Origin of the sequence: Bradyrhizobium sp. 27S5, from assembly GCF_037217225.1 — a bacterium.
Classification (GTDB): Bacteria; Pseudomonadota; Alphaproteobacteria; order Rhizobiales; family Xanthobacteraceae; genus Bradyrhizobium; species Bradyrhizobium septentrionale.
Map to the genome: position 1 here is coordinate 3,178,364 of NZ_CP147714.1, position 25,049 is coordinate 3,203,412.

Here is a 25,049-nt window from a genome sequence, read left to right on the forward strand (position 1 = left end):
GGAGGAACCAACATGCTCGTCGGCCATCAGCCCAAGGATTTTCTGCTCGCCGTCTCCGGACTCACCGTGTCCTTTGACGGCTTCAAGGCCGTCAACGATCTCTCCTTCTATGTCGAGGAGAACGAGATCCGCGTCATCATCGGCCCGAACGGCGCCGGAAAGACCACGGTGCTCGACCTGATCTGCGGCAAGACTCGGGCCACATCGGGCTCGATCCAGTTCCGCGGCCAGGAGCTGACCAGGCTGCGCGAGAACGAGATCGTGCAGGCCGGCGTCGGCCGCAAGTTCCAGACGCCGTCGGTGTTCGAGGACCTCACCGTGTTCGAGAACCTCGAAATCTCCTACCCGCGTGGCCGCACCGTGTTCGGCTCACTGGCCTTCCAGCGCGACGACGCGGTCAAGCAGCGGGTCGAGGAGGTCGCCGAGATGATCTTCCTGAAGGATCGCCTCAACACCTATGCCGACCAGCTCAGCCATGGTCAGAAGCAATGGCTCGAGATCGGCATGCTGCTGATCCAGGACCCGGACTTGCTGATGCTCGACGAGCCGGTCGCCGGCATGAGCGTGTCCGAACGCGCCAAGACCGCCGAGCTGCTCAACCGCATCATCAAGGATCGCTCGGTGCTGGTGATCGAGCACGACATGAAATTCGTCGAGGACATCGCGCACAAGGTCACGGTGCTGCACCAGGGGCAGATCCTGTCCGAGGGGACGATGGAGCACGTCAAGAACGATCCCAAGGTTATTGAAGTGTACCTGGGTCACTAAGGAGCGCGTCGATGCTGGCAATCAATGATCTTCACGTCGCCTATGGCCAGAGCGAGGTGCTGCACGGCCTCAACGTCTCCGTCGCGCCCAACGAGATCGTTGCGATCATGGGCCGCAACGGCATGGGCAAGACCACGCTGATGAAGTCCCTGATGGGCATCCTGCCGACCAAGAGCGGCAAGGTGACCATGGACGGCACCGAACTCGGCGCCATGAAGAGCTATGAGCGGGTCGCCAAGGGCCTGGCCTATGTGCCGCAGGGCCGCATGATCTTCTCCACCATGACGGTGAAGGAGAACATCGAGACCGGGCTCGTGGTGTCAGGCGGTTCCGAGGTTCCCGGCGATATCTACGAGCTGTTCCCGGTGCTGCTCGAGATGAAGGGCCGCCGCGGCGGCAATCTCTCGGGCGGGCAGCAGCAGCAGCTCGCGATCGCCCGGGCGCTTGCGACCAAGCCGAAGGTGCTGCTGCTGGACGAGCCGACCGAGGGCATCCAGCCATCAATCATCAAGGACATGGCGCGGACCTTGAAGCGGATCCGCGACGAGCGGGGACTGTCGATCGTCGTCTCCGAGCAGGTCCTGAGCTTCGCGCTCGACATCGCCGACCGTGTGCTCGTCATCGAGAACGGCGAGATCGTCCGCGACGATCCACGCGACGGCGTCGATGCCTCGCAGATCTCGAAATATCTGTCTGTCTAACCAGTAACCCAAGGGGAGCAAGCGATGCCAGATACACTGATCAAGGTTGATCTCAGCAAGTCCGCCTATGAAAACGACAAGATCCACAACCGCTGGCATCCGGAGGTTCCGATCGTCGAGTGGGTCAGCCCGGGCGACGATTTCATCATCGAGACCGTCGACTGGACCGGCGGCTTCATCAAGAATAACGACTCGGCCGACGACGTTCGCGACATCGACCTGTCGATCGTGCACTTCCTGTCGGGCCCGATCGGCGTCAAGGGTGCCGAGCCCGGCGACCTCCTGGTTGTTGACCTGCTCGACGTCGGTCCGCTCAAGGAGAGCCTGTGGGGCTTCAACGGCTTCTTCTCCAAGCAGAACGGCGGCGGCTTCCTCACCGACCATTTCCCGCTGGCGCAGAAGTCGATCTGGGACATCAAGGGCCTCTACACCTCGTCGCGTCACGTCCCCGGCGTGAACTTCGCCGGCCTGATCCATCCCGGCCTGATCGGCTGTCTGCCTGATGCCAAGATGCTGGCGGCCTGGAACAAGCGCGAGGCCGAGCTGATCGCGACCAATCCGACCCGGGTGCCGGGCCTCGCCAATCCGCCGTTCGCGCCGACCGCACATGCCGGCCAGGCCAAGGGCGATGCGAAGGCCAAGATCGGTCTTGAGGGCGCCCGCACCGTGCCGCCGCGCGAGCATGGCGGCAATTGCGACATCAAGGATCTGTCGCGCGGCTCGAAGATCTATTTCCCGGTCTATGTGCCGGGCGGCGGGCTCTCGATGGGCGATCTGCATTTCAGCCAGGGCGACGGCGAGATCACCTTCTGCGGCGCCATTGAAATGGCCGGCTGGCTGCACATCAAGGTCGATGTCATCAAGGACGGGGTGGCGAAGTACGGCATCAAGAACCCCGTGTTCAAGCCGTCGCCAATCACGCCGAACTACAAGGACTACCTGATCTTCGAGGGCATCTCGGTCGATGAGGCCGGCAAGCAGCACTATCTCGACGTCCACATCGCCTATCGCCAGGCCTGCCTGAACGCGATCGAATACCTGAAGAAGTTCGGCTACTCCGGCGCCCAGGCCTATTCGATCCTCGGCACCGCACCGTGTCAGGGCCACATCTCCGGCGTGGTTGACGTGCCCAATGCCTGCGCCACGCTGTGGCTGCCGACGGAAATCTTCGACTTCGACGTGATGCCGTCGTCGGCGGGACCGATCAAGCACATCAAGGGCGACATCCAGATGCCGATCTCGCCCGACAAGTAATCCTTCAAGTGATCCCTGCGCGAAGGATGCGGGACGGCTGCGTATTGGCCGCCCCGCATCCGCCGCGGGAGACCTCACACGATTGCGCGAGGATACGGAAATGCCGATCTACGAATATCTCTGCAACGACTGCGGTCCCTTCACCGACATGCGGCCGATGGCCGAATGCGACCTGCCGCAGGACTGTCCGCAATGCGAGACGACGTCGCCGCGCGTGATCCTGACCGCGCCGGCGTTCTTCTGCATGTCCTCGGACAAGCGCAAAGCTCACGCCACCAATGAGCAGAGTCGGCACGCGCCGAAGACGCTCGATCAGTACAAGGCCGCGCACGGCCTGGGCTGCGGCTGCTGCTCGACCACGGGAAAGAAGAAGCCGGCTCGGCTGATGACCAAGACCAAGAGCGGGGCAAAAGGCTTTCCGACCGCGCGTCCCTGGATGATCAGCCACTGACGACGGGGCGGGCCGTCAGGCCTGCTCGGCGACCTTCAAGGCCTCGGTGCGGATCTCCTCGACCAGCCGTTCCTTCAGGGTGACGAATTCTGGCGTGGTCTTGATCTTGTAGGAGCGGGGATGCGGCAGGTCGACCGTAATCTCGGCCTTGATACGGCCGGGACGCGCGCTCATGACGATGACGCGGCTGCCGAGGAAGATCGCTTCCTCGATATCGTGGGTGACGAACAGCACCGTCTTCTGGTCGCGCTCCCAGATGCCGAGCAGCATCTCCTGCATCAATGCCCGCGTCTGGTTGTCGAGCGCGCCGAACGGCTCGTCGAGCAGCAGGATCTTCGGATCATTGGCCAGCGCCCGGGCGATCGCGGTGCGCTGCTGCATGCCGCCCGACAGCTGTTTGGGCCAGTGATTTTCGAAGCCGGATAGTCCGACCCGGCGAATGAAGGCGTCGGCGATCTCGTGGCGCTCCGCCTGTCCAACGCCGCGCTCGCGCAGGCCGAAGGCGATGTTCTCGCGCACGGTCAGCCATGGAAACAGTGTGTAGGACTGAAATACCATGCCGCGATCGGCGCCGGGGCCTGTGACCTCGCGGCCATCGAGCGTGACCCGCCCGCTGGTCGGCCGGTCGAGCCCGGCAATGATCCGGAGCAAGGTGGACTTTCCGCAGCCGGAGGGGCCGAGGATGGTGACGAAATCGTTGTCGCCGACATCGAGCGTCGTCGGCTCGAGCGCCCGGGTCGGCGCGTGGCCGGCGCGGGCGGGGAAGGTTCGCGAGACCTGATCGATCCTGAGCGCGGTCATGCGAGCTTCCACGGGAACAGCCAGGCGTTGAAGGCCTTGAACAGGAAGTCGGAGATCAGGCCGATCAACCCGATGACGATGATGCCGAAGATGATCTGGCCGGTGTTGAGCAGCGCCTGGCTGTCGGTGATCATATGCCCGATGCCCGACGACGAGCCGATCAACTCGGCGACGATGACGTAGGTCCAGGCCCAGCCCAGCACCAGCCTGAGGATTTCGGCAATCTCGGGGGCTGCGGACGGCAGTAGCACGCGGCGGATGATGCCGCGGTCGCGCGCGCCGAGCGTGTAGGCGGCTTCGACCAGGTCGCGCCGCGTGGCGCCGACGGTCACCGCCACCATCAGGATGATCTGAAACACCGCGCCGATGAAGATCACGAGCAGCTTTTGCAGCTCGCCGATGCCCGCCCACAGGATCAACAGCGGGATGAAGGCCGACGCCGGCAGATAGCGCGCAAAGGACACGAAGGGTTCGAGGAAGGCTTCGATCGGCTTGTAGGCGCCCATCAGCACGCCGATCGGCACCGCAATCACGGCGGCAAGGGCAAAGCCGCCGACGACCCGCCAGACCGTCATCCCGATGTCGAACAGAAAGCCTTGCTTGGCGATCAGCTCATAGCCCTCCTGCACCATGGTCAGCGGGTTGGCGAGGAATGTCTTCGACACATGGCCGCCGAACGTGGCCCAGGACCAGAGGGCGACGAACAGCACGAAGAAGGCGAGGCCATAGGCCACGCGCTGCGTCGATGTCGTGGGCTCGAGGGGACGCATCACGGTATCCAGGCGTATCTCACGCGCCGGTCCCGCGCGCAGTGTCGCGAGGCGGGGCCGGCCGAAATGATTGTTGCGTTACTTGATGAAGCTTGCGTCGTAGATGTCCTCGACCTTCGGCGCAGCCTTGATGATGCCGACCTCAAGCAGCAGCTCGGCGGCGTCCTTGTTGAAGCTGAGGAAGTCGCCGGCGAAGAACTTCTGGTTGGCGGCCTTGTCCTGCCAGCGCAGGTATTTTGCCGAGTTGCCGAACTGCTCGCCGGACTGCTTCACGTCCGCGCCCATGATCTCGTAGGCCTTGGCCTGATCCTTGGCGATCATGTCGAGCGCCTCGAAATAGCTGTCGGCGAGCGCCTGGGCGGCCTTCGGATTCTCGCTGAGGAATTTCGGCGTGCAGCCGAACGTATCCATCACCATCGGATAGTCGAGCGTGGTCGCGATGATCTTGCCCTTGTCGGGCGCCGCGCGCACCGTCGATAGATAAGGCTCGTAGGTCATCGCGGCATCGTTCTGACCGGAGACGAAGGCCTGCGCGGCGGCAGCGGGCTCCAGATTCACCACGGTGACGTCCTTCACCGTGAGGCCATTCTTCTTCAGCATCCAGGCTAGCGCGAAATAGGGCGAGGTGCCCGGCGCGGACGCGGCGACGGTCTTGCCCTTCAGGTCCTTGATCGCGGCGACGTCGCTGCGCACCGCCATGCCGTCGGCGCCATAGCTCTTGTCGAGCTGGAAGATCTGCTTGGTCGCGACGCCGTTGGCATTCCAGGAGATCCAGGTCTCGACCGTCGTGGCGGCGCACTGGATGTCGCCCGAGGCAATCGCGAGATGCCGGTCCTTCTGCGGGATCTTCTTCAGCGTCACGTCGAGGCCGTTCTTCTTGAAAATGCCGGCCTCCTTGGCGAGCGTCAGCGGTGCGAAGCCGGTCCATCCGGAGATGCCGACGCCGACCTTGACCTCATCAGCGAATGCGGCGGTGGACGCGAGCAAAGCTGCGACTGCGGGCAATAGCTTGAAGGAACGCATGATTGTCGACCCCTTGGACGATGGATTGAACCCTGTTGATCTCTTCACGTCAGTGATCTCCTCACGTCAGTGATCTCTTCACGTCAGTGATCTCTTCACGTCAGTCGCGGCGGATTGCCGCATGAGACGCGTCTGTGAATGGTGGCCCATGATGCATTGCATGAATTATGCCGCGCAAGGCGTCCTCAGCCTCCCTTGAAGCGAGCCACCAGGCGGTGCGTCTCGCCCGGATAATGCAGCCGCACCGCGGTCAGCGTCCGCGCGCTACGCCAGGTGTAGCGGTCGATGACGAGACAGGGCGCGCCGACCGCGATGTCGAGTGCCTCGGCGGTGCGATCGTCAGCAACGACGGCGCTGATTGTATGTTCAGCCTCGGTCCACGGCACATGATGCAGTAGCCACGATCCCGGCGGTTCGCGTGCAAAGTCGGCCGTCGCGGCCTCCGGCACGGTGGTGAGATCGATCAGCCTGTCCTCGACGGCGAACGGCACATTGTCGGCGCTGTGCCGGCAGGCGATCGCGATCACCTTGCCGGCCTTGCTTGCGCCGAGCCGGGCGCGATCGGCTGATGTGGCGGTGCGCCGCCGGCAATCGATCAGCTGATAGCCATAGCTGCGCCCGAGCGCGGTGATCTCGGCGCGGATGTCCGCGATCTTCAGCACCGCCGACAGATGCTGCGGACGGCGCACGAAGGAACCGGCACGGCGCCGCCGCTCGATCAGGTCGGCCTGTGCCAGCTCCGACAGCGCCTTGTTCACCGTCATGCGCGAGCAGTGATAGCGCGCCATCAACTGGTGCTCGAAGGGGATGCGGTGACCCGGCGGCCATTCGCCGGTCAGGATTCGGGTCTCAATGTCGAGCCGGATCCGCTTGTAGAGCGTCGGCTTGCTGGCTGCATCGAGGCGGGCCCGATCGGAGGCGAGACTCATGCGACGAGCCTCCGGACGCTTGCATTGAATTGCTCGCACGCCCTGGCACGCAGCCGGTGCCGTCCGCCCGCGACCAACTTGTCGCCACCGGCCCAGACGCAGTCGATCGCGTCGGCTCCGGCCGCAAACAGCCAGCCGTCGAGAATGGCGTCGCCCGATCGTGCGGCGAGCGACGGATGCGCGGTGTCGAGGCTGACGATGTCGGCCCGTGCGCCGGGCATTAGTCCTGCACTGGTTTGTGCCAGAGCCTGCGCGCCGCCCGCGAGCGCGTGATCGAGCAGCGCGCGGCCGGTGGATGCGCCGGGACGCCCGGAGAGCACATTGCGCTCCCGGTGCTTCAGCCGCTGGCCGTACTCGAGCTGGCGCAGCTCGTCGGCGACACCGACCAGCACGTTGGAATCGGTTCCGATACCGAACCGGCCGCCTGCGGCAAGGAATTCGCGCGCCGAAAAGATGCCGTCGCCGAGGCTCGCTTCGGTGACCGGGCAGAGGCCGGCCACTGCGCCGCTGCGGGCGAGCGCAACGACTTCCTGATCGCCCATGTGGGTCGCGTGAATCAGGCACCAGCGCTGATTGACGGGCGCATGTTCGAGCAGCCATTCCACCGGCCGCCGCCCGGACCAGGCGAGGCAATCCTCGACCTCACGCACCTGCTCGGCAGCGTGGATATGGATTGGATCCGCCTCGGCAAGCGGGATGATCGCTGCGAGTTCATCCGGCGCCACTGCGCGCAGGCTATGCGGCGCGATGCCGATATTGGCGCCAGGCAATTTTCGGATCGCCTCGCGCGACGCAGCCATCAGCGCGGCGAACTGATCGACCGAGCAGATGAAGCGACGCTGCCCCGCATGCGGCGCTACCCCGCCAAAAGTGCTGTGGGCATAGAAGCTCGGCAGCAGCGTCAGCCCGATGCCGGAAGCCTCAGTCGCTTCCGCAATGCGCACCGCCATCTCCGCGGGATTGGCGTAGGGCGCGCCGTCGCGATCATGATGCAGATAGTGAAACTCGCCGACGCGGGTAAAGCCCCGCTCGAGCATCTCGACATAGAGCAGGGTCGCTACGGCCGCGACGTCGTCCGGCGTCATTTCCAACGCAAAGCGATACATCGTCTCACGCCAGGTCCAGAACGTATCGGTGGTGTCGCCGCGCAGCTCGGCGAGGCCGGCCATGCCGCGCTGAAAGGCGTGGCTGTGCAGGCTCGCCAATCCCGGAACCGCCAGTTGGTGACGTTCGTCGCCGGCGGTCGCCGCCACGCCCGGCGTCACCGAAGCGATCGTGCCGCTGGCGACGGCGACCTGCACGTCACTGGCCCAGCCCGAAGGCAGCAGCGCGAATGCGAAATGCAGTCGTGTCATTTTCCACGCCGGCTGGACAGAACCGGCACACGATTATATGTCTAGACATATAAGTCAAGCATCCCACCTCGAGGGGACGATCGCATGGCAGAGCGTTTCGACCGCATCTGGCACAACGCCCGGCTCGCCACGATGCGCGGCGATCGCGCCGATCTCGGCGAGATCGAGCGGGGCCTGATCGCGGCGCGTGACGGCCGCATCGTCTATGCGGGCGCGCAATCGGATTTTCCTGTGGATGCGGACGCCATTCAACGGATCGATTGCGGCGGCCGCTGGATCACGCCCGGGCTGGTCGATTGCCACACCCATCTCGTTTTTGGCGGCAACCGCGCGCATGAGTTCGAGCTTCGCCTAAAGGGCGCGAGCTATGAGGAGATCGCGCGCGCGGGCGGCGGCATCGTCTCGACCGTGGCGGCGACGCGCAAGGCGACCGAGGCGGAGCTTGTCGCCGGCGCACTGCCGCGGCTCGACGCGCTGATCGGCGAGGGCGCAACCACCGTCGAGATCAAGTCCGGCTATGGCCTCGATGCCGAGACCGAGATGCGGCAGTTGGCCGCCGCACGCAGCCTCGGCGAGTTGCGGCAGGTTGCGATCCGCGCGTCCTTTCTCGGTGCGCATGCGCTGCCGCCCGAAGCCGATGGCGACAAGGATCGCTACATCGATCTGGTCTGCAACGAGATGCTGCCGGCCTTGGCCAAGGCCGGTCTTGCCGATGCGGTCGATGCTTTCATGGAGGGCATCGCATTTTCCGGAGAGCAAACGGCGCGAGTGTTCCAGGCGGCGCGTGCGCTCGGACTACCCGTGAAGCTGCATGCGGATCAGCTGTCAAATCTTGGCGGTGCAGCACTCGCCGCAAAGTTCTCCGCGCTGTCAGCCGACCATCTGGAGCACACCGATGAAGCCGGCGTCGCCGCGATGGCAAAGGCGAGGACCGTCGCGGTCCTGCTGCCCGGCGCGTTCTACTTCATTCGTGAGACGCAGAAGCCGCCGGTCGAGCTGTTCCGCGCCCACGGCGTGCAGATGGCGCTGGCGACCGACTGCAATCCCGGCAGCTCGCCGCTCACCTCGCTCTTGCTCGCGATGAACATGGGCGCAACGCTGTTCCGAATGACGGTCGCCGAATGCCTCACGGGGGTGACGCGGGAAGGGGCGCGCGCGCTCGGCATGCTCGCCGAGACCGGCACGCTCGAAGCTGGCAAATGGTGCGATCTCGCCATCTGGGACATCGAGCGCCCGGCTGAACTGGTCTACCGCATTGGCTTCAACCCGCTGCACAGCCGGGTGTGGAGGGGGCAATGAACGATCGCGATGCGCCTGTCGTCGTGACCCCCGGAACCGTCGGCCTGGACGTGCTGGCGCGGGTGCTTGCAGGCGCGACCATCGTGCTCGATCCATCATGTTGGCCGCGCGTCGAAGCGGCCGCGGAGATCGTGGCGAAGGCCGCGCGTATCGACGTTCCCGTCTACGGCATCAATACCGGCTTCGGGAAACTGGCATCGACGCGTATCGCGCCCGACCAGACTGCGCTGCTACAGCGCAACCTCATCCTGTCGCATTGCTGCGGGGTAGGGCCAGCCACGCCCGAGCCGATCGTGCGCCTGATGATGGCGCTCAAAGTGATCTCGCTCGGCCGCGGTGCGTCCGGCGTGCGCCGCGATGTCATCGAGCAGTTGCAGGGCATGCTGGCGCGCGGCGTTGATCCGCTGGTGCCGCAGCAGGGCTCGGTCGGCGCCTCCGGGGATCTGGCGCCGCTCGCCCATATGACCGCCGTCATGATCGGCGAGGGACAGGCAATTCTTGACGGCAAGGTCGTGCCGGGCGGCGAAGCGCTCGCGGCTGCCGACCTCGCGCCGTTGACGCTCGGCCCCAAGGAGGGGCTCGCGCTGATCAACGGCACGCAGTTTTCGACCGCCTATGCCATTTCCGGAGTGCTGCGCGCGCATCGTCTGGCGTGTGCTGCGCTGGTGACCGGTGCGCTGTCGGTTGATGCGGCGATGGCCTCCACGGTGCCGTTCCGCCCCGAAATCCAGGCATTGCGCGGCCATGACGGGCAGATCGCCGCCGCTGCGACCTTGACCGCATTGCTCGACGGCAGCGACATCAGGCAATCGCATCTCGAAGGCGACGAACGGGTGCAGGACCCTTACTGCCTGCGCTGCCAGCCGCAGGTCGCGGGCGCCGTGCTCGATCTGCTCGCGCAAGCCGCGCGCGGGCTGGCCGTTGAAGCCAATGCCGTGACGGACAACCCGCTGGTCCTGGTTGAGACCGGCGAGATCGTCTCGGGCGGCAATTTCCACGCCGAGCCTGTGGCGTTCGCCGCCGACCAGATTGCGCTCGCGCTGGCGGAGATCGGCGCGACCAGCGAGCGCCGGATCGCGACCCTCGTCGACCCCGCCCTGAACTTTGGCCTGCCGCCGTTCCTGACGCCCGAACCCGGCATCAATTCCGGGTTCATGATCGCCGAGGTGACGGCGGCCGCGCTCTATGCCGAGAACAAGCAGCGCGCATTGCCATGCTCGATCGACTCCACGCCGACCAGTGCCAATCAGGAGGATCACGTCTCGATGGCCGCGCATGCCGCGCGCCGGCTGTCCGACATGGCTGACAACCTTGCCGCCATCCTCGGCATCGAGCTCTTGGTCGCCGCGCAAGGCATCACGCTACGCGCGCCACATTCGACAAGCGCGCCGCTCGCGGCCGTCATCGCCGCGTTGCGCGAGCACGTTCCGGCGCTCGCTGCTGATCGCTACATGGCCGACGATCTCGCCAAGGCTGCGGCGCTGATCGAGGCCGACACACTACCGGCTGCCGCGATCGCCGCCCTTTCAGCCGATCCGTTTCCAAGACTCGCTTAGAAGACTTGCTTAGAAGACTTGCTTAGCCGACAGGAACATCCGTCATGAACCGCCGATTGGACAACGAACGCATCATCCGTGCTCCCCGTGGCACCGACATCAGCGCCAAGAGCTGGCTGACGGAAGCACCGCTGCGCATGCTGATGAACAATCTGGATCCAGATGTCGCCGAGCGTCCGAGCGAGCTTGTGGTCTATGGCGGCATCGGGCGTGCGGCGCGCGACTGGGAGAGTTTTGATCGGATTGCCGCCTCGTTGCGCAAGCTCGAAGGCGACCAGACGCTCCTTGTGCAATCCGGTAAGCCGGTCGGGATTTTCCGCACCCATGCGGATGCGCCGCGCGTCCTGATCGCGAACTCGAACCTGGTGCCGCATTGGGCAACGCTCGATCATTTCAACGAGCTCGACCGGCAAGGCCTGATGATGTTCGGCCAGATGACGGCGGGCTCGTGGATCTATATCGGCAGCCAGGGCATCGTGCAGGGGACCTATGAGACGTTCGTCGAGGTGGGGCGCCGGCATTATGGCGGCAGTCTCGCCGGCAAATGGATCCTCACGGCGGGCCTCGGCGGCATGGGCGGCGCGCAGCCGCTGGCCGCGACGATGGCGGGCGCCTCGATGCTGGCGGTGGAATGCCAGCCGAGCCGCATTGAGATGCGGCTGCGCACGGGTTACCTCGACCGCCAGGCGACGACGCTCGATGAAGCGCTGGCGATCATCGCCGAGGCGGCCAAGAGCCAAAGGCCGGTTTCGGTCGGCCTGCTCGGCAATGCGGCCGAGATCTTTCCGGAACTGGTGCGCCGCGGCGTGCGTCCGGACATCGTGACCGACCAGACCAGCGCGCATGATCCGATCAACGGCTACTTGCCGAAGGGGTGGACGCTCGCCGAGTGGGAAGCCAGGCGCGCGGCTGACCCGAAGGCGGTGGAAAGCGCAGCCAAGGCCTCGATGGTCGATCACGTCCAGGCCATGCTGGATTTCCACGCGCAGGGAATCCCGACGCTCGACTACGGCAACAACATCCGCCAGATGGCGAAGGACATGGGCCTGAAGGCGGCGTTCGATTTTCCGGGCTTCGTTCCCGCCTATATCCGTCCGCTGTTTTGCCGTGGCGTGGGACCGTTCCGCTGGGCGGCGCTATCGGGCGATCCCGAGGACATCTTCAAGACCGATGCCAAGGTCAAGGAGCTGATGCCCAACGACAGCCATCTGCACAACTGGCTCGACATGGCAAAGGCGCGCATCAAGTTTCAGGGGCTACCGGCGCGGATTTGCTGGGTCGGTCTCGGCGACCGCCATCGTCTCGGCCTTGCCTTCAACGAGATGGTGGCGCGCGGCGAGCTCAAGGCGCCGATCGTGATCGGCCGCGATCATCTCGACAGCGGATCGGTGGCGAGCCCAAACCGCGAGACCGAGGCGATGCGCGATGGCTCCGACGCAGTGTCCGATTGGCCGCTGCTCAATGCGCTGCTCAACTGTGCGAGCGGCGCCACCTGGGTGTCGCTGCATCATGGCGGCGGCGTCGGCATCGGCTATTCGCAGCACGCCGGCATGGTGATCGTTGCCGACGGCACGCCGGAGGCGGCGCGCCGGCTCGAACGCGTACTGTGGAACGATCCGGCCACGGGCGTCATGCGTCACGCCGACGCCGGTTATGAGACCGCAGTCGAATGCGCCCGTGCCAATGGGCTTGATCTGCCGAGCTTGGGCGCCTGAGGTGACGTTGGCGAGAAGCGGGGTTTCTCGCCAAGCGTTTCAATCCGCCGAGAGCGGCTCGCCGGTCAGCGACCAGCTTTCGCCGTCGAATGTCGCAATCCGCAGCGTTCGGAACGGCGTGTAGTCGCCGGGCCGGGTGCTGATCGAGATGCCCGGCAGCATCATCGGCAGTCGTTCCCCGTTCAGCGACGTCGCCTCCTTGATCAGGTTCTCGCGGGTCAATTGATCGCCGCACTTGCGCAATGCCAACTCCACGGCATGCACGTTCATGTAGGCGACCAGCACGGAATAATCGTCCGGATTGGCCGAGGGGGCGTATTTCTTCAAGAAATCCTTGTAGGCGTTGACCTCGTCGTCCTTGGCCCAGGCCGGATCGCCGGGTTGCTTGAGGAACTGCGTGGTGACCAGCCCCTTCGACGCTTCGAGGCCTGCCGGCTTCAGGATGGTGTCGACCGATGCCGTCGAGCCGCCGATCACGTGCAGGGGTTTCCAGCCGAGCTCATAGACCTTGCGGATCGATTGCGCGGCGGCTTTCGACGACGACTGCTCGATCAGGGTGTCGACGCCGGCGGCCTTGAGCTGGACGATCTGCGAGTCGATCGTCGGGTCAGCGAGTTCGTAGGAGGCCTGGGCGACGATCAACTCCGCCTTGGAGCCGAGGCCGGCGCGGAGGCCCTTGAGGTAATCCTTGCCATAGTCGTCATTCTGGTAAAGCACGCCGATCCTGGCGTCCGGCTTTGCGGCCAGGATATACTTGGCGACGACGCGGCCTTCGGTTTCGAAGTCCGGATAAAGCGGGATGGTCCAGGGGAACGCCTTGGGATCGTTGAAGCGGCGTCCGCCGGCGGTGATGAAGAGCTGCGGCACCTGCTTGGCGTTCAGATATTTCTGGATCGCGACGTTGGGCGCCGTGCCGATCGTGCCGACCTCGGCCAGTATGCCGACGTCCTCGATCAGCTTGCGTGATTGCTCGACCGCCTTCGGCGCGCTGTAGGCGTTGTCGAGCTGCGTGAAGTTGATCTTGCGGCCATTGATGCCGCCTTGTGCGTTCAGCATTTCGAAATAGCCGACCACCGCGCGCCCGGCGCCTGCGCCGAAAGCAGAGGCGGGGCCGCTCAGCGGCGTCGACTGACCAAGCTTGATCTCGGTGTCGCTGGCGCCGGGACCATAGGCCTTCTGCGCGTCGGCAGGCGCCGCCAGCAGGGCGCACAGCGCCACGGCCGCCAGCGCCCGGTTGATGATGGGGTTCAAGGTCGTTCCTCCCTGTAATTCGTTTCTTGTTGAAATCGCTAGCGCAGCAACTCGCGGGCGATCACCACGCGCTGGATCTGGTTGGTGCCTTCAAAAATCTGGGTGAGCTTGGCGTCGCGCATCATGCGCTCGACCGGGTAGTCCATCGTGTAGCCGTAGCCGCCGAAGATTTGGACGGCGTCGGTCGTCACCTTCATGGCCATGTCGCTGCCGACGCATTTGGCCATGCTGGCGAGCACATTGAGGCGCTTCCAGTCGCCGGCATCGCCGGCGCGGGCGCATTCATAGACCAGCGCGCGGGCAGCCTCGATCTGCATCGCCATGTCGGCGAGCATGAACTGCACGCCCTGGAATTCGGAGATTGGCTTCTTGAACTGCTTGCGCTCCTTGGCGTAGGCGATGCAGGCATCGAGCGCGCCCTGCGCAAGGCCGACCGACTGGGCGCCGATGGTTGGTCGGTTGAGGTCGAGCGCGCGCATCGACGCGCGAAAACCCTTGCCTTCCTCGCCGACGAGATTCTCGGCGGGAACCCGGACATTGTCGAAGAAGATCGGCGTGTTGGGGGCGCCGCGAAAGCCCATCTTGCGCTCGTGCCGTCCGAACGAGATGCCCGGCATCTTTTTCGGTTCGACGATGAAGGCACTGATGCCATCAGCGCCGGCGCCGTCACTGGTCCGCGCCATCACCACGATATAGTCGGCGACGACGCCGTAGCTGCACCATTGCTTGCGGCCGTTCAGGACATAGCTGTCGCCGTCCTTCCGGGCGCGGGTGCTGAGTGCGGCGACATCGGAGCCGGCCTGCGGCTCGGAGATTGCAATCGCCGTGACGACGCCGCCCTCGGCGATGATGGGCAGATATTTCCGGCGCTGCTCCTCCGAGCCGAAATGCAGCAGCGGCATGATGAACATGGTGTTGAGTGCCGCGATCGATGCGCAGGCAGGGGAGACCTTCGAGATCTCCTCCCGCGCGATGCAGGCCATGGTCAAATTGCCGTTCGGGCCGCCGTAGCGCTCCGGCACCCAGAGCTGCATCAGTCCCATCTCGCCGAACAGCTTGACCAGCTCGAGCGGGAAGCGGTCGGTCTCGTCGATCTCGGCGGCGATCGGCGCCACATGCCTGGCGACCATCCTGCGCACGTTGTCGCGGAATGCGACCTGCTCCTCGGAAAAACTCATGCGGCTCCCCGTCTGTTTTCTTTGCCGGAAGCCAAAAAGGGGCTTCCATTGAATGGGTGATCCATTTAATAATTCACCGCATGAGCACCAAGTCAAGCCCTCGCGCTCCGCAGCGCCCTCGTGCCGCCTCGCCGAACCGGCGGGAGCGGGCCACAGATCTTCGTGCGGCCGGTTCCGCGGCCGCGCCGACCTTCAAGCCGATCCACACAAGGCGGACGTTCGAGGAAATCTGCGAGCGCATCCGCGAGCAGCTGGCACTCGGCGTGCTGAAGCCCGGCGACAAGCTGCCGGCCGAGCGTGAGTTGGCGCAACAGCTCGGCGTCAGCCGGAATGTGCTGCGCGAAGCGCTGCGCAGCCTCGAGATGGCCGGCGTGCTGCGGCTGCAGAAGGGCGTCAAGGGCGGCGCCTTTATCCAGCAGGGCGATACCCGCCGCATGAACGAGGTCATGCGGGACATGCTGAGCCTCGGTACGATCTCGGTGCGGGAATTATCGGAGGCGCGGGTCCATGTGCTCGACCTCGTGGTGCAGCTGGCCTGCGCCAATGCGCGGCGCGCCGACCTCGATGCGCTCGAAGCCAATATTGAGCGGACGGAGCTCGCTACGAAGGAGGGCCGGCTGCTCGATCGGGTCGAGTGCTCGCGCGAGTTCTACAAGCTGCTCGCGGCGTCGACCGGCAACAAGGTGATCGCGATGATCGTGGATTCCGTTACCGAGATCCACATGCGCTTCGTCTATGCCAAGGTTGCCTCGAGCGGGGTTGCGATGGCGCGGCTGGCAGAGAAGCGGCGGCAATTCCTGGCGGCGCTGAGCGAGCGCGACGTGGCGCTGGCAAGCCGGCTGCTGCGGTCGCACCTGGAATCCGTGCAGCGCATGCTGGAGCAGGATCCCGGGGCCATGTCGCTTCACGTCGCATTGGCTGACGTGCAGCCGGGGATGCGCCGGTAGCGCGCCGGGCCGGCAGAACAAATCAACGCTCAAACAGCAATACAAGGGAGGCAAACGTGTCCAATTACGCCAAATATGAATGTCTGACGGTCGAGGTTTCGCACAAGGTCGCGACCGTGACCTTGAACCGTCCGCAGGCGCGCAATGCCATCAATCAGAAGCTGATCCGCGAATTGCGGACGATCTGGGATGATCTCGCCGACGACCATGCCGTCAATGCCGTGGTGCTGACCGGCGCCGGCGACTTCTTCAGCGTCGGCGGCGACGTGAAGGCGATGTCGGAGCGTCCGGGCGGCGACGTGCTGGAAGAAGGCGAGGTGCACGATCCCATGATCAGCCGGCGCGGCGTCACCCGTCAGCTCGAGCTCGACAAGCCGATCATCGCCGCGATCAACGGCGACGCCATCGGACTCGCGGCGACCCACGCGCTGCTCTGCGACATCACCGTAATGGCCGAGGACGCCCGGATCGGCGACACCCACGTGTCCCGCGTCGGCCTGGTCGCGGGCGACGGCGGCACCGTGATCTGGCCGCTGCTGATCGGCATCAACAAGGCCAAGGAATTTTTGATCCGCGGCACGCTGCTGAAGGGCAAGGAGGCGGAGCGGATCGGGCTCGTCAATCACGTCGCGCCGCGCGCCGAGGTGTTGGCCAAGGCTCGCGAGATCGCGGTCGAGCTTGCGAACGGCCCGACCTGGGCCATCCGCTGGACCAAGCTGTCGATCAACCAGATCGTCAAGGAGCGCGTCAATATGCTGCTGGAGGCCTCGATGGCGCTCGAGCAGGTGACATTCGAGACCGCGGACCACAAGGAAGCGACCATGTCGTTCAAGGAGAAGCGCAAGCCCAGGTACGGCCAGGCATAGGCCGGGCGATGGTCGCGACCGAACTGTCGGGAGACGACGTCACAGGGATGCTGCGTGACTCCTTGCGTGGCTTCCTCGATGAGCATTGGCGCACACGTGGCCAGGCTGCCTCTGTCTCACCGGAGGAAGTCGCGGCGATCTGGCGCAGGCTCGTCGGGCAGGGGGTAGCCACGCTCGGTACGGAGGGTGGCGAAGGCGGGCTCGCCGAAATTCTCGTTGTCATGGCGGAGCTCGGCCGCGCCGGATGTCCGGCGCCGATGTGGTCCGTGGCGTTGGCCAATCTTGCGGTCTCCGGGTCGCAGATCGCTGCTGCCGCTGATTTGCTGAAGCGGCTGCATTCCGGCAAGGCGATTGTTGCCTTCTCATTCGCCGCGCTGGATCCCGATCCCGGCGCGGGCTCGATCCAGGTTGCGGGCCTCAAGGCAACGGGCGTGCTCCGCTTCGTCGAGACTGTGGCAAGCGCGACGCATCTCCTGGTCGCGCTCGATCAGTATCACCTTGCGCTGATCGACCTCGGCGGTCCCGGTGTCGAATACGTCGCGACCCGCGCGATGGGCGCGTCAGCGCTCTACGAGATCAGGCTGAACGCGGTGCCGGCCACGCTGATTCCCGTGGGATCGGTCGATGTCGGCGATCTCCGCCGCAAGGGCAAGACGGCGTTGATCGCGCGCGCCTGTGGTGCCGCCCGGCGCGCGTTCGACCTGGCGGTGGACTATGCCAAGGAGAGGCATCAGTTCGGGCAGCCGATCGGAAAATTCCAGGCCATTCAGCACAAGCTTGCAAACTGCCTGATCGCGCTCGAGGGCGTCAGGTTGATCCTGGAGCATACCGGCCGGTTGCATGACAATCGCGACGACGACTGGCGTTACTTCGCCGACTGCGCATCGGCATTCTCGGCCGATGCGCTGCGGCGGGTTTCGCTGGAGACCCAGCATATTTTCGGTGCGATCGGCTATGCCGAGGAGCACGAGGCGCCGGCCCATTTCAAGCGGGTGCACCTCGATACGATCGCGCTTGGCGGCGCGACGGATGCGAAACGCCGACTGGCGGCGCGGCTGCTGGACGCGGGCGGCGCGGGGCTGCCGCAATACGACCTCAGGCCGGCCGGCAATGCGTTGCGCGAGCAAGTCCGGCTTTGGCTCGAGCAGAACTGGTCCGGAAGCCGGAAGGACGCGTTCGACCAGAGGCCATTCGCCAAGCGCGAGTTCGATGCAAGCTTCACCCGCGACATCGGTGAGACCGGGTGGATCGGCCTCGGATGGCCGCAAGAATTCGGCGGCCAAGCGCGCTCTCCGCTGGAGCAGATCGCCTTCATGGAGACGATGGAGCGAGGCGAGGCACCGCGGATCGGCGCGGCGATCCAGGCCAACGCGCTGATGATGTTCGGCACGCCGGAGCAGCAGCAACAATACCTTCCGGAAATCCTGCGCGGCGAAGCCATGCACGGCATGGGTTACAGCGAGCCGCAGGCTGGTTCCGATCTTGCCGCGCTGCGTACCAGCGCTGTCAGGGACGGCGGCCAGTGGGTGATCAACGGCCAGAAGATCTGGACCACCACCTGGTGGGGAAAATACATGTTCCTCGCCGCGCGCACCGACAAGGACGCCAAACCGCCGCACGCCGGGATCAGCATGTTCATCGTTCCGATGGATGCGCCGGGCATCACGATCCGTCCGTCGGTTACGATGTATGACGGCACGTTCGCCAACATCTTCTACGACGATGTTCGCATTCCCGCCGAGAACCTGGTTGGCGAGGTCAATGGCGGCTGGAAGGTGCTGACCGGCGCGCTGGCCTTCGAGCGGGGGCTGGTCGGTGGCGGCATTGTGCTGAAGGTCGCGCATGCCTTCGAGCAGCTGCGTGCGCATGTCATCGGCGATCGGTCCCTGGCTGATGACCCGATCGTCCGCGACAGGATCGCGACTTTGGCGTCCGAAATCGAGATCGGTCGTCTCTTGATGATGCATTGCGCCGAGCTCGCCGCCGACGGCGTGACGCCACCGGAATATGGCGCGATTAGCAAGGTGTTCTCCGGTGAGCTGATGGAACGCTTCGGCGAGGCCGCGCTCGACATTCTCGGCATGCGCGCCGCGCTGTCCGAGCAGATGCCGGGTGCGATCGACAATGGCCGCTTCGAGCAAAACCTGCGGCATTCGCTGATGTGGGTGATCAGCATCGGGACCAACGAAATTCAGCGCAGCCTGATCGCGCAGCGCGCGCTCGGACTGCCGAGGTAGGAGAAGTCGGATGCAGAAGGATGGCGACAGGGCGCCGCTTGCCGGTGTGCGGGTGCTGGATTTTTCCATCATGGTGGCGGGGCCCTATTGCGCGCGGCTGCTGGCCGACGTCGGCGCCGAAGTCATCAAGATCGAGCCGCCGGAAGGCGACGACATGCGGTTGCGGACGCCGCTGCGCGAAGGCCACAGCACCTATTTCGGCCAGCTCAATGCCGGCAAGCGCAGCCTGGCACTGGACTTGAAGAACGCCGATGCGATCAAGCTCGTGCATCGCATGGTCGCGGAGATGGACATCGTCGTCGAGAATTTCCGTCCGGGGGTCATGGACCGCCTCGGTCTTGGCTACGAGGCGCTTTGCGAGATCAACCCGCGGCTGATCTATTGCTCGATCTCGGGATATGGCCAGACAGGCCCCGCTGCCGAGCGTGCGGCCTACGCCATGATCGTGCATGCCGAAAGCGGATTTGATACCTCGCTGATGCGCTACGCCGGTGACCGGGAGCGACCGGCTGCCGGGGCGATCTTTGTCGCCGATATCCTCGGCGGCATTTTCGGCTATTCCGCGATCCAGACCGCGATGGTCCAGCGTGCGCGCACCGGCAAAGGTCAGCGCGTCGACGTGGCGTTGATGGATTGCATGCTGAACCTCTTGGTCTACGAGCTTCAGGAGGCGCAATTCCCGATCCACTCGCCGCGGCCGACCTATGGCCCCGTGCGCACGCGCGATGGCGATATCCTGATCGCCCCGGTCACGCCGCGCAACTTTGCGGCGCTGTGCGAGGTGACAGGGCAGGATGAGCTGGCGAACGACCCGCGCTTTGCGACTATTCCGGCGCGCGGCGCCAACTGGACCGCCATGATGCAGGTGATCGAGCAATGGACCGAGCGCCACACCGTCGCCGAAAGCATCGCGGCGCTGGACCGCGCCGGCGTTCCCTGCGCCGAATATCGCGCACCTGGCGCGGCGCTGAGCGATCCTCATTTGCGCCAGCGCGGTGTGTTCGGGACGGTTGGGGACGGCGCCGGCGAATTCGTCGGCGTCAATGCGCCGTGGCAGATGTCGGGGGCTGATACGCCGATCGGGCGTCAGGTTCCCGGTATCGGTGCGCAGCGGGACGATGTGCTGTCGCGGCTTCTTGGATTATCGCCCGACGCAATCGCGGCACTCGCTGCCGCCGGCACGTTTGGAACGGCGCCGGTCTAGCATGATCCGGAAAAGTGCGAAGCGGTTTTCCGAAAAGATCATGCTCAAACAACGGGCTAAAGCGCGATGACGGTTCAGCCGAATCTCATCGCGCTTTAGGCGGCCCGGGCGCCGACGATCTCAAGCATCCGACGGCGCGTCCGGCGGCGGAGCCTTCGCGATCGCCAGCAGGCATTTCAGGAAATGGGCGCGGTCTTCCTTACGCAAGGGAGCCAGCATGATGTCTTGCAGCTCGGCGGCGGCCGGAATGACGGCGAGAAGCGCTTCCTCGCCCTTGGCGGTGATCTGCACCTGGAGTGAACGGCGGTCGTCCGGATTGTCCTTCTTTGCCACCAGCCGGCGCGCGACCATCCGTTTCAGCATTTCGCTGAGCGTGTTGCGGTCGCAGCTGATCCGGTCCGCCAGCACGGAGGGGGTAAGCGGGCCCAATTGGTAAAGCGCCATCAGGACGCCGAACTGCCGCGGCGTGATGTCGCTCTGGCGCGTCATGCTTTGGTAAAGCCCGTCGTAGCGGGCCTCCAGCAGCCGCAGCAGAAATCCGACGCCGCCTTCCAGTTGCCAGTTGCGCGCAATGTCTGCGGCCGAGCTCGTCTTCATTGCCTTGTCGGCTGCCATGCCGTCGTTGGACCCTGATTTTGCGAATTCGCGTTAGCCGTTAGCAGCTTGGCCTGACGTCCTCAACCCTGCGGTGAACCGCCGCCCGAGTCTGTTCGCAGGCGATGCAATGGCTCTCGGCCCTTGTCAGCCATCCGGCAATGTAGTACGTATACGTATCAAATGCGATGCGGAGACATCGTCTGGGGAGGTCGGTTTTGGACCTGCGTGAGCTGCTCTCTATTCCCTATCTGCTGGAGGCTGAGGCGGTCGAAACCGAGCCGGGGCAGTGGCGGGTTCGTCTCGCCTATCCGGAGCTCCCGGGATGCACGGCCGAAGCGGTCGTCGTCGAGGACGCATTGAGGGAACTGGAACGGCGCCGCATCGAGCTGATCGTCACCCTGGTCGAGGAGGGCAAGCAGCCTCCCGTTCCACGAAAACCGCTCACCGCATCCGATCCGCTTTGGACCGCTCAGGATCTCGGACAGTCTGACCGCGTCGCCGCGCTTCTCGGCGGAGCGGCAAGTCCGACCACCCGCAATTGATGGAGGCACACGCATGCTCTCGCGCGAAGACAATGAACGTCTGGTGAGGGTCGGCATGGGCACGCCGCTCGGCGATCTCTTCCGCCTTTACTGGATTCCCTTCCTGCCGTCGGCGGACCTCGCCAAGGACGGGCAGCCGAAGCGCATCCGGCTGCTCGGTGAGGATCTGGTCGCCTTCCGCGACACCGAAGGACGCGTCGGGCTGGTCGACCAGGCGTGCCCGCATCGCGGTGCGCCGCTGATCTTTGGACGAAACGAGGATTGCGGGCTGCGCTGCGTCTATCACGGCTGGAAGTTCGACGTCACCGGCGCGGTGACGGACATGCCGGCGGAGCCGGTGCGCAGTCGCCTCAAGGAGCGCGTACGGATCAAGGCCTATCCCTGCAAGGAACGCAACGGGATGATCTGGACCTATATGGGTCCCGACCAGACCGAGCTTCCGCCGCTGCCGAATCTCGAATGGAATCTGGTGCCGGCTGAGCAGGTGCACATCTCGGTTCGCGTCCAGGAGTGCAACTGGCTGCAGGCGGTCGAAGGCGAGATCGACTCGGCGCATGCACCGCTGCTGCATGGACGGCTGGATGCCCAGGGCACGACCAGCGCCTGGATCCAGAAGCGCGACCTGCGGCCGACCTTCGAATGCATCAAGCAGGACTTTGGCATGAGCATCGCGGCGCGGCGCAACTACGATGCCAATACGCTGTATTGGCGCGTCAACCAGTTCCTGCTGCCGTTCTATACGCTGGTGCCGCCGCTGTCGCCCTTCCCGGATCTGAGCGGGCACGCCTGGGTGCCGATCGATGACGAGAACACGCTCTGCATCATGTTCTCCTATCATCCGTCGGAGCCGCTGCTGGAGAAGACGCGGCAGGTCTTTGCCGAAGGACACAAGGGCCGCGAAAGCGGCCACGCCAGCCGCCACGCCCTGGTGCAGCACCCGGTGACGGTCCCATACGCGGGCTACTGGACCAAATACAATCCGCAGAACGGTTTTCATTTCGACTATGAGGCGCAGCGGACCACCTGGTTCTCGGGCCTGCCGGGTCTGTGGGTGCAGGACGGCGCCTGCCAGAGCGGCGTCTCGCCGATCTTCGATCGCTCCAAGGAGACGCTCTGCTCGAGCGACACCGGCATAGCGATGACGCGGCGCTTCATTCTCGAAGCGCTTGGTGCCTATCGCGATCACGCGATCAAGCCCAAGGGCGTCTCGGACCCCGACGTGTTCATGGTGCGGGCGGTGTCGTTGCGGCTGCCGCCGGAGGAATCCTGGGTCAATGTCGGCGCGCCGTTCATGCGGGCGAAGCTCGGTGCCGATTTCGGGTACGAGCTGTGAGCGCATCCCGCCATGGCTGACGTGACGCAGGACGTGCTGGTCAAGCGCATCGGCTATGAGGCCGAGCGGATCAATTCCTACGAGCTGATCGCCCGCGCCGGCGGCGAGCTGGCGCCGTTTACCGCCGGCAGCCACATCGATCTGCAATTGCCGAACGGCATGATCCGCAGTTACTCGCTGGTCAACGACCAGCGCGAACGGCATCGCTATGTGATAGCGGTCAATCGGGATGGCGAGAGCCGGGGTGGCTCCAGCTTTGTCCACGACTGCATCAAGGCGGGAGATATCCTCACGATATCTCGACCACGAAACAACTTCGCGCTCCACGAAGAGGCCGAGCACTCGATCCTGATCGCGGGGGGCATCGGTATCACGCCGCTGCTGTCGATGATCCGCCAGCTCGAGACGTTGGGACGCCGCTGGGAGCTGTTCTATGCCGCGAGGAGCCGCGCCGCCGCCGCCTTTCTCGACGAGTTTGCTGCATTCCGACCGGATGTCCATTTGAACATGCATGTCGATTTCGACGACGAGCGATCGGGACGTGTCTTCGATATCCCGGCTATCGTCAGGAACGCACCGGCTCACGCGCATCTCTACTGCTGCGGCCCGGTGCCGATGCTCGAAGCATTCGAGGCGACGACCGCCGATCGTCCGGCCGATCACGTCCATGTCGAGTATTTCAAGGCGCGCGAAGCACCGGCCACCGAGGGTGGCTTCGACGTCAGGCTCGCGCGGAGCAACCGCACGATTGCGGTCGATGCCGGCAAGACGATCCTCGATGCGCTGCTCGATGCCGGAGTTGCGGTGAACTACGCCTGCGCTGAGGGGGTCTGCGGCACCTGCGAGACGCGCGTGCTCGAGGGCATTCCCGATCATCGCGATCAGTTCCTGAGCCAGGACGAGCAGGCGGCGAACCAGAGCGTCATGATCTGCTGCTCGGGCGCCAAATCGCGGACGCTGGTGCTCGATCTCTAAGACAACAACATATTAAGGGTGGTAACAGTGAAATATCTTTCGCGTATAGTCAGAATATCGCTGCTGGCCGTTTGGGCCAGTTCTCCCGCATCGGCGGACGCTGCGCGCACCATCAAGATCGGCGTGCTCAATGACGCATCCGGTCCCTACTCGGACAATGCCGGCGAAGGGTCGGTGACGGCAGCCAGGATGGCCGCCGAGGATTTCATGCGGCTTCATCCCGATTTCAAGGTCGAGATCGTCTCGGCCGACCACCAGAACAAGGCCGACGTCGGCGCTGCAATCGCGCGCCGCTGGATCGATCAGGAGAAGGTCGATGCGGTCGCCGACGTGCCGAACTCGGCCGTTGGGCTCGCCGTCAACGAGGTCGTGCGCGGAACTAGGGCGGCGCTGATTGCATCGAGCGCGGCGTCGTCGGACCTGACCGGGAAACATTGCTCGCCCAACACGATCCAGTGGACGTTCGACACCTGGGCAGCCTCGCACACGATCGGCGCCTACCTCGTCCGTCACGGCGGCAAGAGGTGGTACTTCATCGCGACCGACAATGCGCTCGGCAAGTCGATGGTGCGCGACGGGACGGCGGTGATAGGTGCCGGCGGCGGCTCCGTGCTCGGGTCGGTCAATGTGCCCATCAACAATGCGGACTATGCCTCGTTCATTCTGCAGGCCGAGGGCTCGGGCGCGGACGTGATCGCGTTCGCAACGGCAGGCGGCGACACGGTCAGCCTGATCAAGCAATCCGCAGAATTCGGGCTGAAGCAGAGCGGGCGGACCTTCGCGGCGCTGCTGACCACCACCAACGATGTCGAATCCAGCGGGCTTGCGGTCGGCGAGGGGCTGATCATCACCCAGCCGTTCTACTGGAACCTCAACGAGGCCAGCCGCGCCTGGTCGGCCAGGTTCAGCGAGCGGCAACATGGGCAGTCACCGACCGCGTTCCACGCCGGCGTGTACTCTTCGGTGCTGGCCTATCTCAACGCGGCGCTGGTGGCAGGCAGCAACGATGCCCAGGTCGTGATCCGCAAGCTGAAGGAGACGCAGATCGATGACGTCTTGTTCGGGCCAGTTGTCGTTCGCGCGGATGGCCGCGCCATTCACAACATGTACATCTTCAAGGTGAAGAGCCCGACTGCCTCGAAGAGCAAGTGGGATCTGCTGGAGCAGGTCGGCGTGCTGTCCGGGCCGGAGGCGTTTCGGCCGCTCGATCAGGGCGGCTGCTCGCCCGTCGAGTCATCGAAGAGCAATTGAACGTTTGCGGCAAACGTGGATCAACACTTCTCAAACCGACGGATGT

Annotated in this window: 23 protein-coding genes; 15 read left to right on the top strand and 8 right to left on the bottom strand. The window is 64.8% G+C overall.

Translation table 11 applies throughout. The annotated features are described in order from the left end of the window. Positions 1–12: 12 nt before the first annotated feature. The 4 genes from urtD to WDM24_RS14755 all read left to right on the top strand — a co-directional run bounded on the left by urtD (position 13) and on the right by WDM24_RS14755 (position 3,174). On the top strand, positions 13–768 hold the full coding sequence (gene urtD, locus WDM24_RS14740) for an urea ABC transporter ATP-binding protein UrtD (protein ID WP_029080653.1): 756 nt from the start codon (positions 13–15) through the stop codon (positions 766–768). An 11-nt stretch (positions 769–779) separates the two neighbouring features. Continuing rightward, positions 780–1,469 (top strand): urea ABC transporter ATP-binding subunit UrtE, encoded by a 690-nt coding sequence (gene urtE / locus WDM24_RS14745; RefSeq protein WP_338698968.1) that lies wholly within the window; start codon positions 780–782, stop codon positions 1,467–1,469. 24 nt (positions 1,470–1,493) lie between these two features. Beyond that, on the top strand, positions 1,494–2,723 hold the full coding sequence (gene fmdA / locus WDM24_RS14750; RefSeq protein WP_338698972.1) for a formamidase: 1,230 nt from the start codon (positions 1,494–1,496) through the stop codon (positions 2,721–2,723). 100 nt (positions 2,724–2,823) lie between these two features. Next, positions 2,824–3,174 (top strand): zinc ribbon domain-containing protein, encoded by a 351-nt coding sequence (locus WDM24_RS14755; protein ID WP_338698974.1) that lies wholly within the window; start codon positions 2,824–2,826, stop codon positions 3,172–3,174. 15 nt (positions 3,175–3,189) lie between these two features. Here WDM24_RS14755 and WDM24_RS14760 read toward each other — a convergent pair whose 3' ends face one another. The 5 genes from WDM24_RS14760 to WDM24_RS14780 form a co-directional block, all read right to left on the bottom strand. After that, positions 3,190–3,975, bottom strand: coding sequence for an ABC transporter ATP-binding protein (locus tag WDM24_RS14760; protein ID WP_338698976.1), 786 nt, complete (start codon positions 3,973–3,975; stop codon positions 3,190–3,192). Continuing rightward, positions 3,972–4,745, bottom strand: coding sequence for an ABC transporter permease (locus WDM24_RS14765; protein ID WP_338698978.1), 774 nt, complete (start codon positions 4,743–4,745; stop codon positions 3,972–3,974). Before WDM24_RS14765 ends, WDM24_RS14760 begins: the two co-directional genes overlap by 4 nt. A 78-nt stretch (positions 4,746–4,823) precedes the next feature. Continuing rightward, complete coding sequence (locus WDM24_RS14770) at positions 4,824–5,768, bottom strand: ABC transporter substrate-binding protein (RefSeq protein WP_338698980.1); 945 nt, start codon at positions 5,766–5,768, stop codon at positions 4,824–4,826. 185 nt (positions 5,769–5,953) lie between these two features. Next, on the bottom strand, positions 5,954–6,697 hold the full coding sequence (gene hutC / locus WDM24_RS14775; RefSeq protein ID WP_338831714.1) for a histidine utilization repressor: 744 nt from the start codon (positions 6,695–6,697) through the stop codon (positions 5,954–5,956). Then, a complete protein-coding gene (locus WDM24_RS14780) occupies positions 6,694–8,052 on the bottom strand; it encodes a formimidoylglutamate deiminase (RefSeq protein ID WP_338698984.1) in 1,359 nt (452 codons plus the stop codon). The genes hutC and WDM24_RS14780 overlap by 4 nt, the downstream gene beginning before the upstream one ends. An 84-nt stretch (positions 8,053–8,136) precedes the next feature. Here WDM24_RS14780 and hutI point away from each other — a divergent pair, with 84 nt between their 5' ends. The 3 genes from hutI to hutU are packed head-to-tail and all read left to right on the top strand — an operon-like array spanning position 8,137 to position 12,622. Then, positions 8,137–9,351: an imidazolonepropionase gene (gene hutI, locus WDM24_RS14785; RefSeq protein WP_338698986.1), complete on the top strand. Its 1,215-nt coding sequence runs from the start codon at positions 8,137–8,139 to the stop codon at positions 9,349–9,351. After that, positions 9,348–10,907: a histidine ammonia-lyase gene (gene hutH, locus WDM24_RS14790; RefSeq protein WP_338698988.1), complete on the top strand. Its 1,560-nt coding sequence runs from the start codon at positions 9,348–9,350 to the stop codon at positions 10,905–10,907. The genes hutI and hutH overlap by 4 nt, the downstream gene beginning before the upstream one ends. 44 nt (positions 10,908–10,951) lie before the next feature. Then, a complete protein-coding gene (hutU, locus tag WDM24_RS14795; protein ID WP_338698990.1) occupies positions 10,952–12,622 on the top strand; it encodes a urocanate hydratase in 1,671 nt (556 codons plus the stop codon). Positions 12,623–12,661: 39 nt separating this feature from the next. On the opposite strand, the gene WDM24_RS14800 is transcribed toward hutU, so the two are convergent. Together WDM24_RS14800 and WDM24_RS14805 are read right to left on the bottom strand one after the other, a co-directional pair. After that, positions 12,662–13,864, bottom strand: a complete 1,203-nt coding sequence (locus WDM24_RS14800) for an ABC transporter substrate-binding protein (RefSeq protein ID WP_414645754.1) — start codon at positions 13,862–13,864, stop codon at positions 12,662–12,664. A gap of 47 nt (positions 13,865–13,911) precedes the next feature. After that, the gene (locus WDM24_RS14805; RefSeq protein WP_338698992.1) at positions 13,912–15,051 is read right to left on the bottom strand and encodes an acyl-CoA dehydrogenase family protein; all 1,140 of its coding nucleotides are present in this window, start codon (positions 15,049–15,051) and stop codon (positions 13,912–13,914) included. 80 nt (positions 15,052–15,131) lie between these two features. Between WDM24_RS14805 and WDM24_RS14810 the strand changes: the two genes are divergently transcribed. The 4 genes from WDM24_RS14810 to WDM24_RS14825 are packed head-to-tail and all read left to right on the top strand — an operon-like array spanning position 15,132 to position 20,305. Beyond that, a complete protein-coding gene (locus WDM24_RS14810; RefSeq protein ID WP_338698994.1) occupies positions 15,132–15,998 on the top strand; it encodes a FadR/GntR family transcriptional regulator in 867 nt (288 codons plus the stop codon). 56 nt (positions 15,999–16,054) lie between these two features. Further along, positions 16,055–16,864 (top strand): enoyl-CoA hydratase/isomerase family protein, encoded by an 810-nt coding sequence (locus WDM24_RS14815; RefSeq protein WP_338698996.1) that lies wholly within the window; start codon positions 16,055–16,057, stop codon positions 16,862–16,864. A gap of 8 nt (positions 16,865–16,872) precedes the next feature. Then, positions 16,873–19,101, top strand: a complete 2,229-nt coding sequence (locus WDM24_RS14820) for an acyl-CoA dehydrogenase family protein (RefSeq protein ID WP_338698998.1) — start codon at positions 16,873–16,875, stop codon at positions 19,099–19,101. A gap of 10 nt (positions 19,102–19,111) precedes the next feature. Continuing rightward, complete coding sequence (locus WDM24_RS14825) at positions 19,112–20,305, top strand: CoA transferase (protein ID WP_338699000.1); 1,194 nt, start codon at positions 19,112–19,114, stop codon at positions 20,303–20,305. Positions 20,306–20,425: 120 nt separating this feature from the next. Here WDM24_RS14825 and WDM24_RS14830 read toward each other — a convergent pair whose 3' ends face one another. Continuing rightward, positions 20,426–20,920 carry a MarR family transcriptional regulator gene (locus WDM24_RS14830; RefSeq protein WP_338699002.1) on the bottom strand — a complete coding sequence of 165 codons (495 nt, stop codon included), beginning with the start codon at positions 20,918–20,920 and terminating at the stop codon, positions 20,426–20,428. Positions 20,921–21,117: 197 nt separating this feature from the next. Between WDM24_RS14830 and WDM24_RS14835 the strand changes: the two genes are divergently transcribed. From WDM24_RS14835 to WDM24_RS14850, 4 genes are read left to right on the top strand one after another with little or no spacing between them, the layout of a single operon-like run. Further along, a complete protein-coding gene (locus tag WDM24_RS14835; protein WP_338699004.1) occupies positions 21,118–21,444 on the top strand; it encodes a hypothetical protein in 327 nt (108 codons plus the stop codon). A gap of 13 nt (positions 21,445–21,457) precedes the next feature. After that, the gene (locus WDM24_RS14840; RefSeq protein ID WP_338831715.1) at positions 21,458–22,777 is read left to right on the top strand and encodes a Rieske 2Fe-2S domain-containing protein; all 1,320 of its coding nucleotides are present in this window, start codon (positions 21,458–21,460) and stop codon (positions 22,775–22,777) included. A 12-nt stretch (positions 22,778–22,789) separates the two neighbouring features. Continuing rightward, the gene (locus WDM24_RS14845) at positions 22,790–23,752 is read left to right on the top strand and encodes a PDR/VanB family oxidoreductase (RefSeq protein WP_338699008.1); all 963 of its coding nucleotides are present in this window, start codon (positions 22,790–22,792) and stop codon (positions 23,750–23,752) included. A gap of 27 nt (positions 23,753–23,779) precedes the next feature. After that, entirely contained in the window at positions 23,780–25,003 is a 1,224-nt protein-coding gene (locus WDM24_RS14850; protein ID WP_338699010.1) for an ABC transporter substrate-binding protein, read from the top strand. Positions 25,004–25,049 lie beyond the last annotated feature (46 nt).

Bases quoted from the DNA above. Each gene is read 5' to 3' on its own strand.
- urtD (WP_029080653.1), top strand. From the start codon at position 13: ATGCTCGTCGGCCATCAGCCCAAGGATTTTCTGCTCGCCGTCTCCGGA.
- urtE (WP_338698968.1), top strand. From the start codon at position 780: ATGCTGGCAATCAATGATCTTCACGTCGCCTATGGCCAGAGCGAGGTG.
- fmdA (WP_338698972.1), top strand. From the start codon at position 1,494: ATGCCAGATACACTGATCAAGGTTGATCTCAGCAAGTCCGCCTATGAA.
- WDM24_RS14755 (WP_338698974.1), top strand. From the start codon at position 2,824: ATGCCGATCTACGAATATCTCTGCAACGACTGCGGTCCCTTCACCGAC.
- WDM24_RS14760 (WP_338698976.1), bottom strand. From the start codon at position 3,975: ATGACCGCGCTCAGGATCGATCAGGTCTCGCGAACCTTCCCCGCCCGC.
- WDM24_RS14765 (WP_338698978.1), bottom strand. From the start codon at position 4,745: ATGCGTCCCCTCGAGCCCACGACATCGACGCAGCGCGTGGCCTATGGC.
- WDM24_RS14770 (WP_338698980.1), bottom strand. From the start codon at position 5,768: ATGCGTTCCTTCAAGCTATTGCCCGCAGTCGCAGCTTTGCTCGCGTCC.
- hutC (WP_338831714.1), bottom strand. From the start codon at position 6,697: ATGAGTCTCGCCTCCGATCGGGCCCGCCTCGATGCAGCCAGCAAGCCG.
- WDM24_RS14780 (WP_338698984.1), bottom strand. From the start codon at position 8,052: ATGACACGACTGCATTTCGCATTCGCGCTGCTGCCTTCGGGCTGGGCC.
- hutI (WP_338698986.1), top strand. From the start codon at position 8,137: ATGGCAGAGCGTTTCGACCGCATCTGGCACAACGCCCGGCTCGCCACG.
- hutH (WP_338698988.1), top strand. From the start codon at position 9,348: ATGAACGATCGCGATGCGCCTGTCGTCGTGACCCCCGGAACCGTCGGC.
- hutU (WP_338698990.1), top strand. From the start codon at position 10,952: ATGAACCGCCGATTGGACAACGAACGCATCATCCGTGCTCCCCGTGGC.
- WDM24_RS14805 (WP_338698992.1), bottom strand. From the start codon at position 15,051: ATGAGTTTTTCCGAGGAGCAGGTCGCATTCCGCGACAACGTGCGCAGG.
- WDM24_RS14810 (WP_338698994.1), top strand. From the start codon at position 15,132: ATGAGCACCAAGTCAAGCCCTCGCGCTCCGCAGCGCCCTCGTGCCGCC.
- WDM24_RS14820 (WP_338698998.1), top strand. From the start codon at position 16,873: ATGGTCGCGACCGAACTGTCGGGAGACGACGTCACAGGGATGCTGCGT.
- WDM24_RS14825 (WP_338699000.1), top strand. From the start codon at position 19,112: ATGCAGAAGGATGGCGACAGGGCGCCGCTTGCCGGTGTGCGGGTGCTG.
- WDM24_RS14830 (WP_338699002.1), bottom strand. From the start codon at position 20,920: ATGGCAGCCGACAAGGCAATGAAGACGAGCTCGGCCGCAGACATTGCG.
- WDM24_RS14840 (WP_338831715.1), top strand. From the start codon at position 21,458: ATGCTCTCGCGCGAAGACAATGAACGTCTGGTGAGGGTCGGCATGGGC.
- WDM24_RS14845 (WP_338699008.1), top strand. From the start codon at position 22,790: ATGGCTGACGTGACGCAGGACGTGCTGGTCAAGCGCATCGGCTATGAG.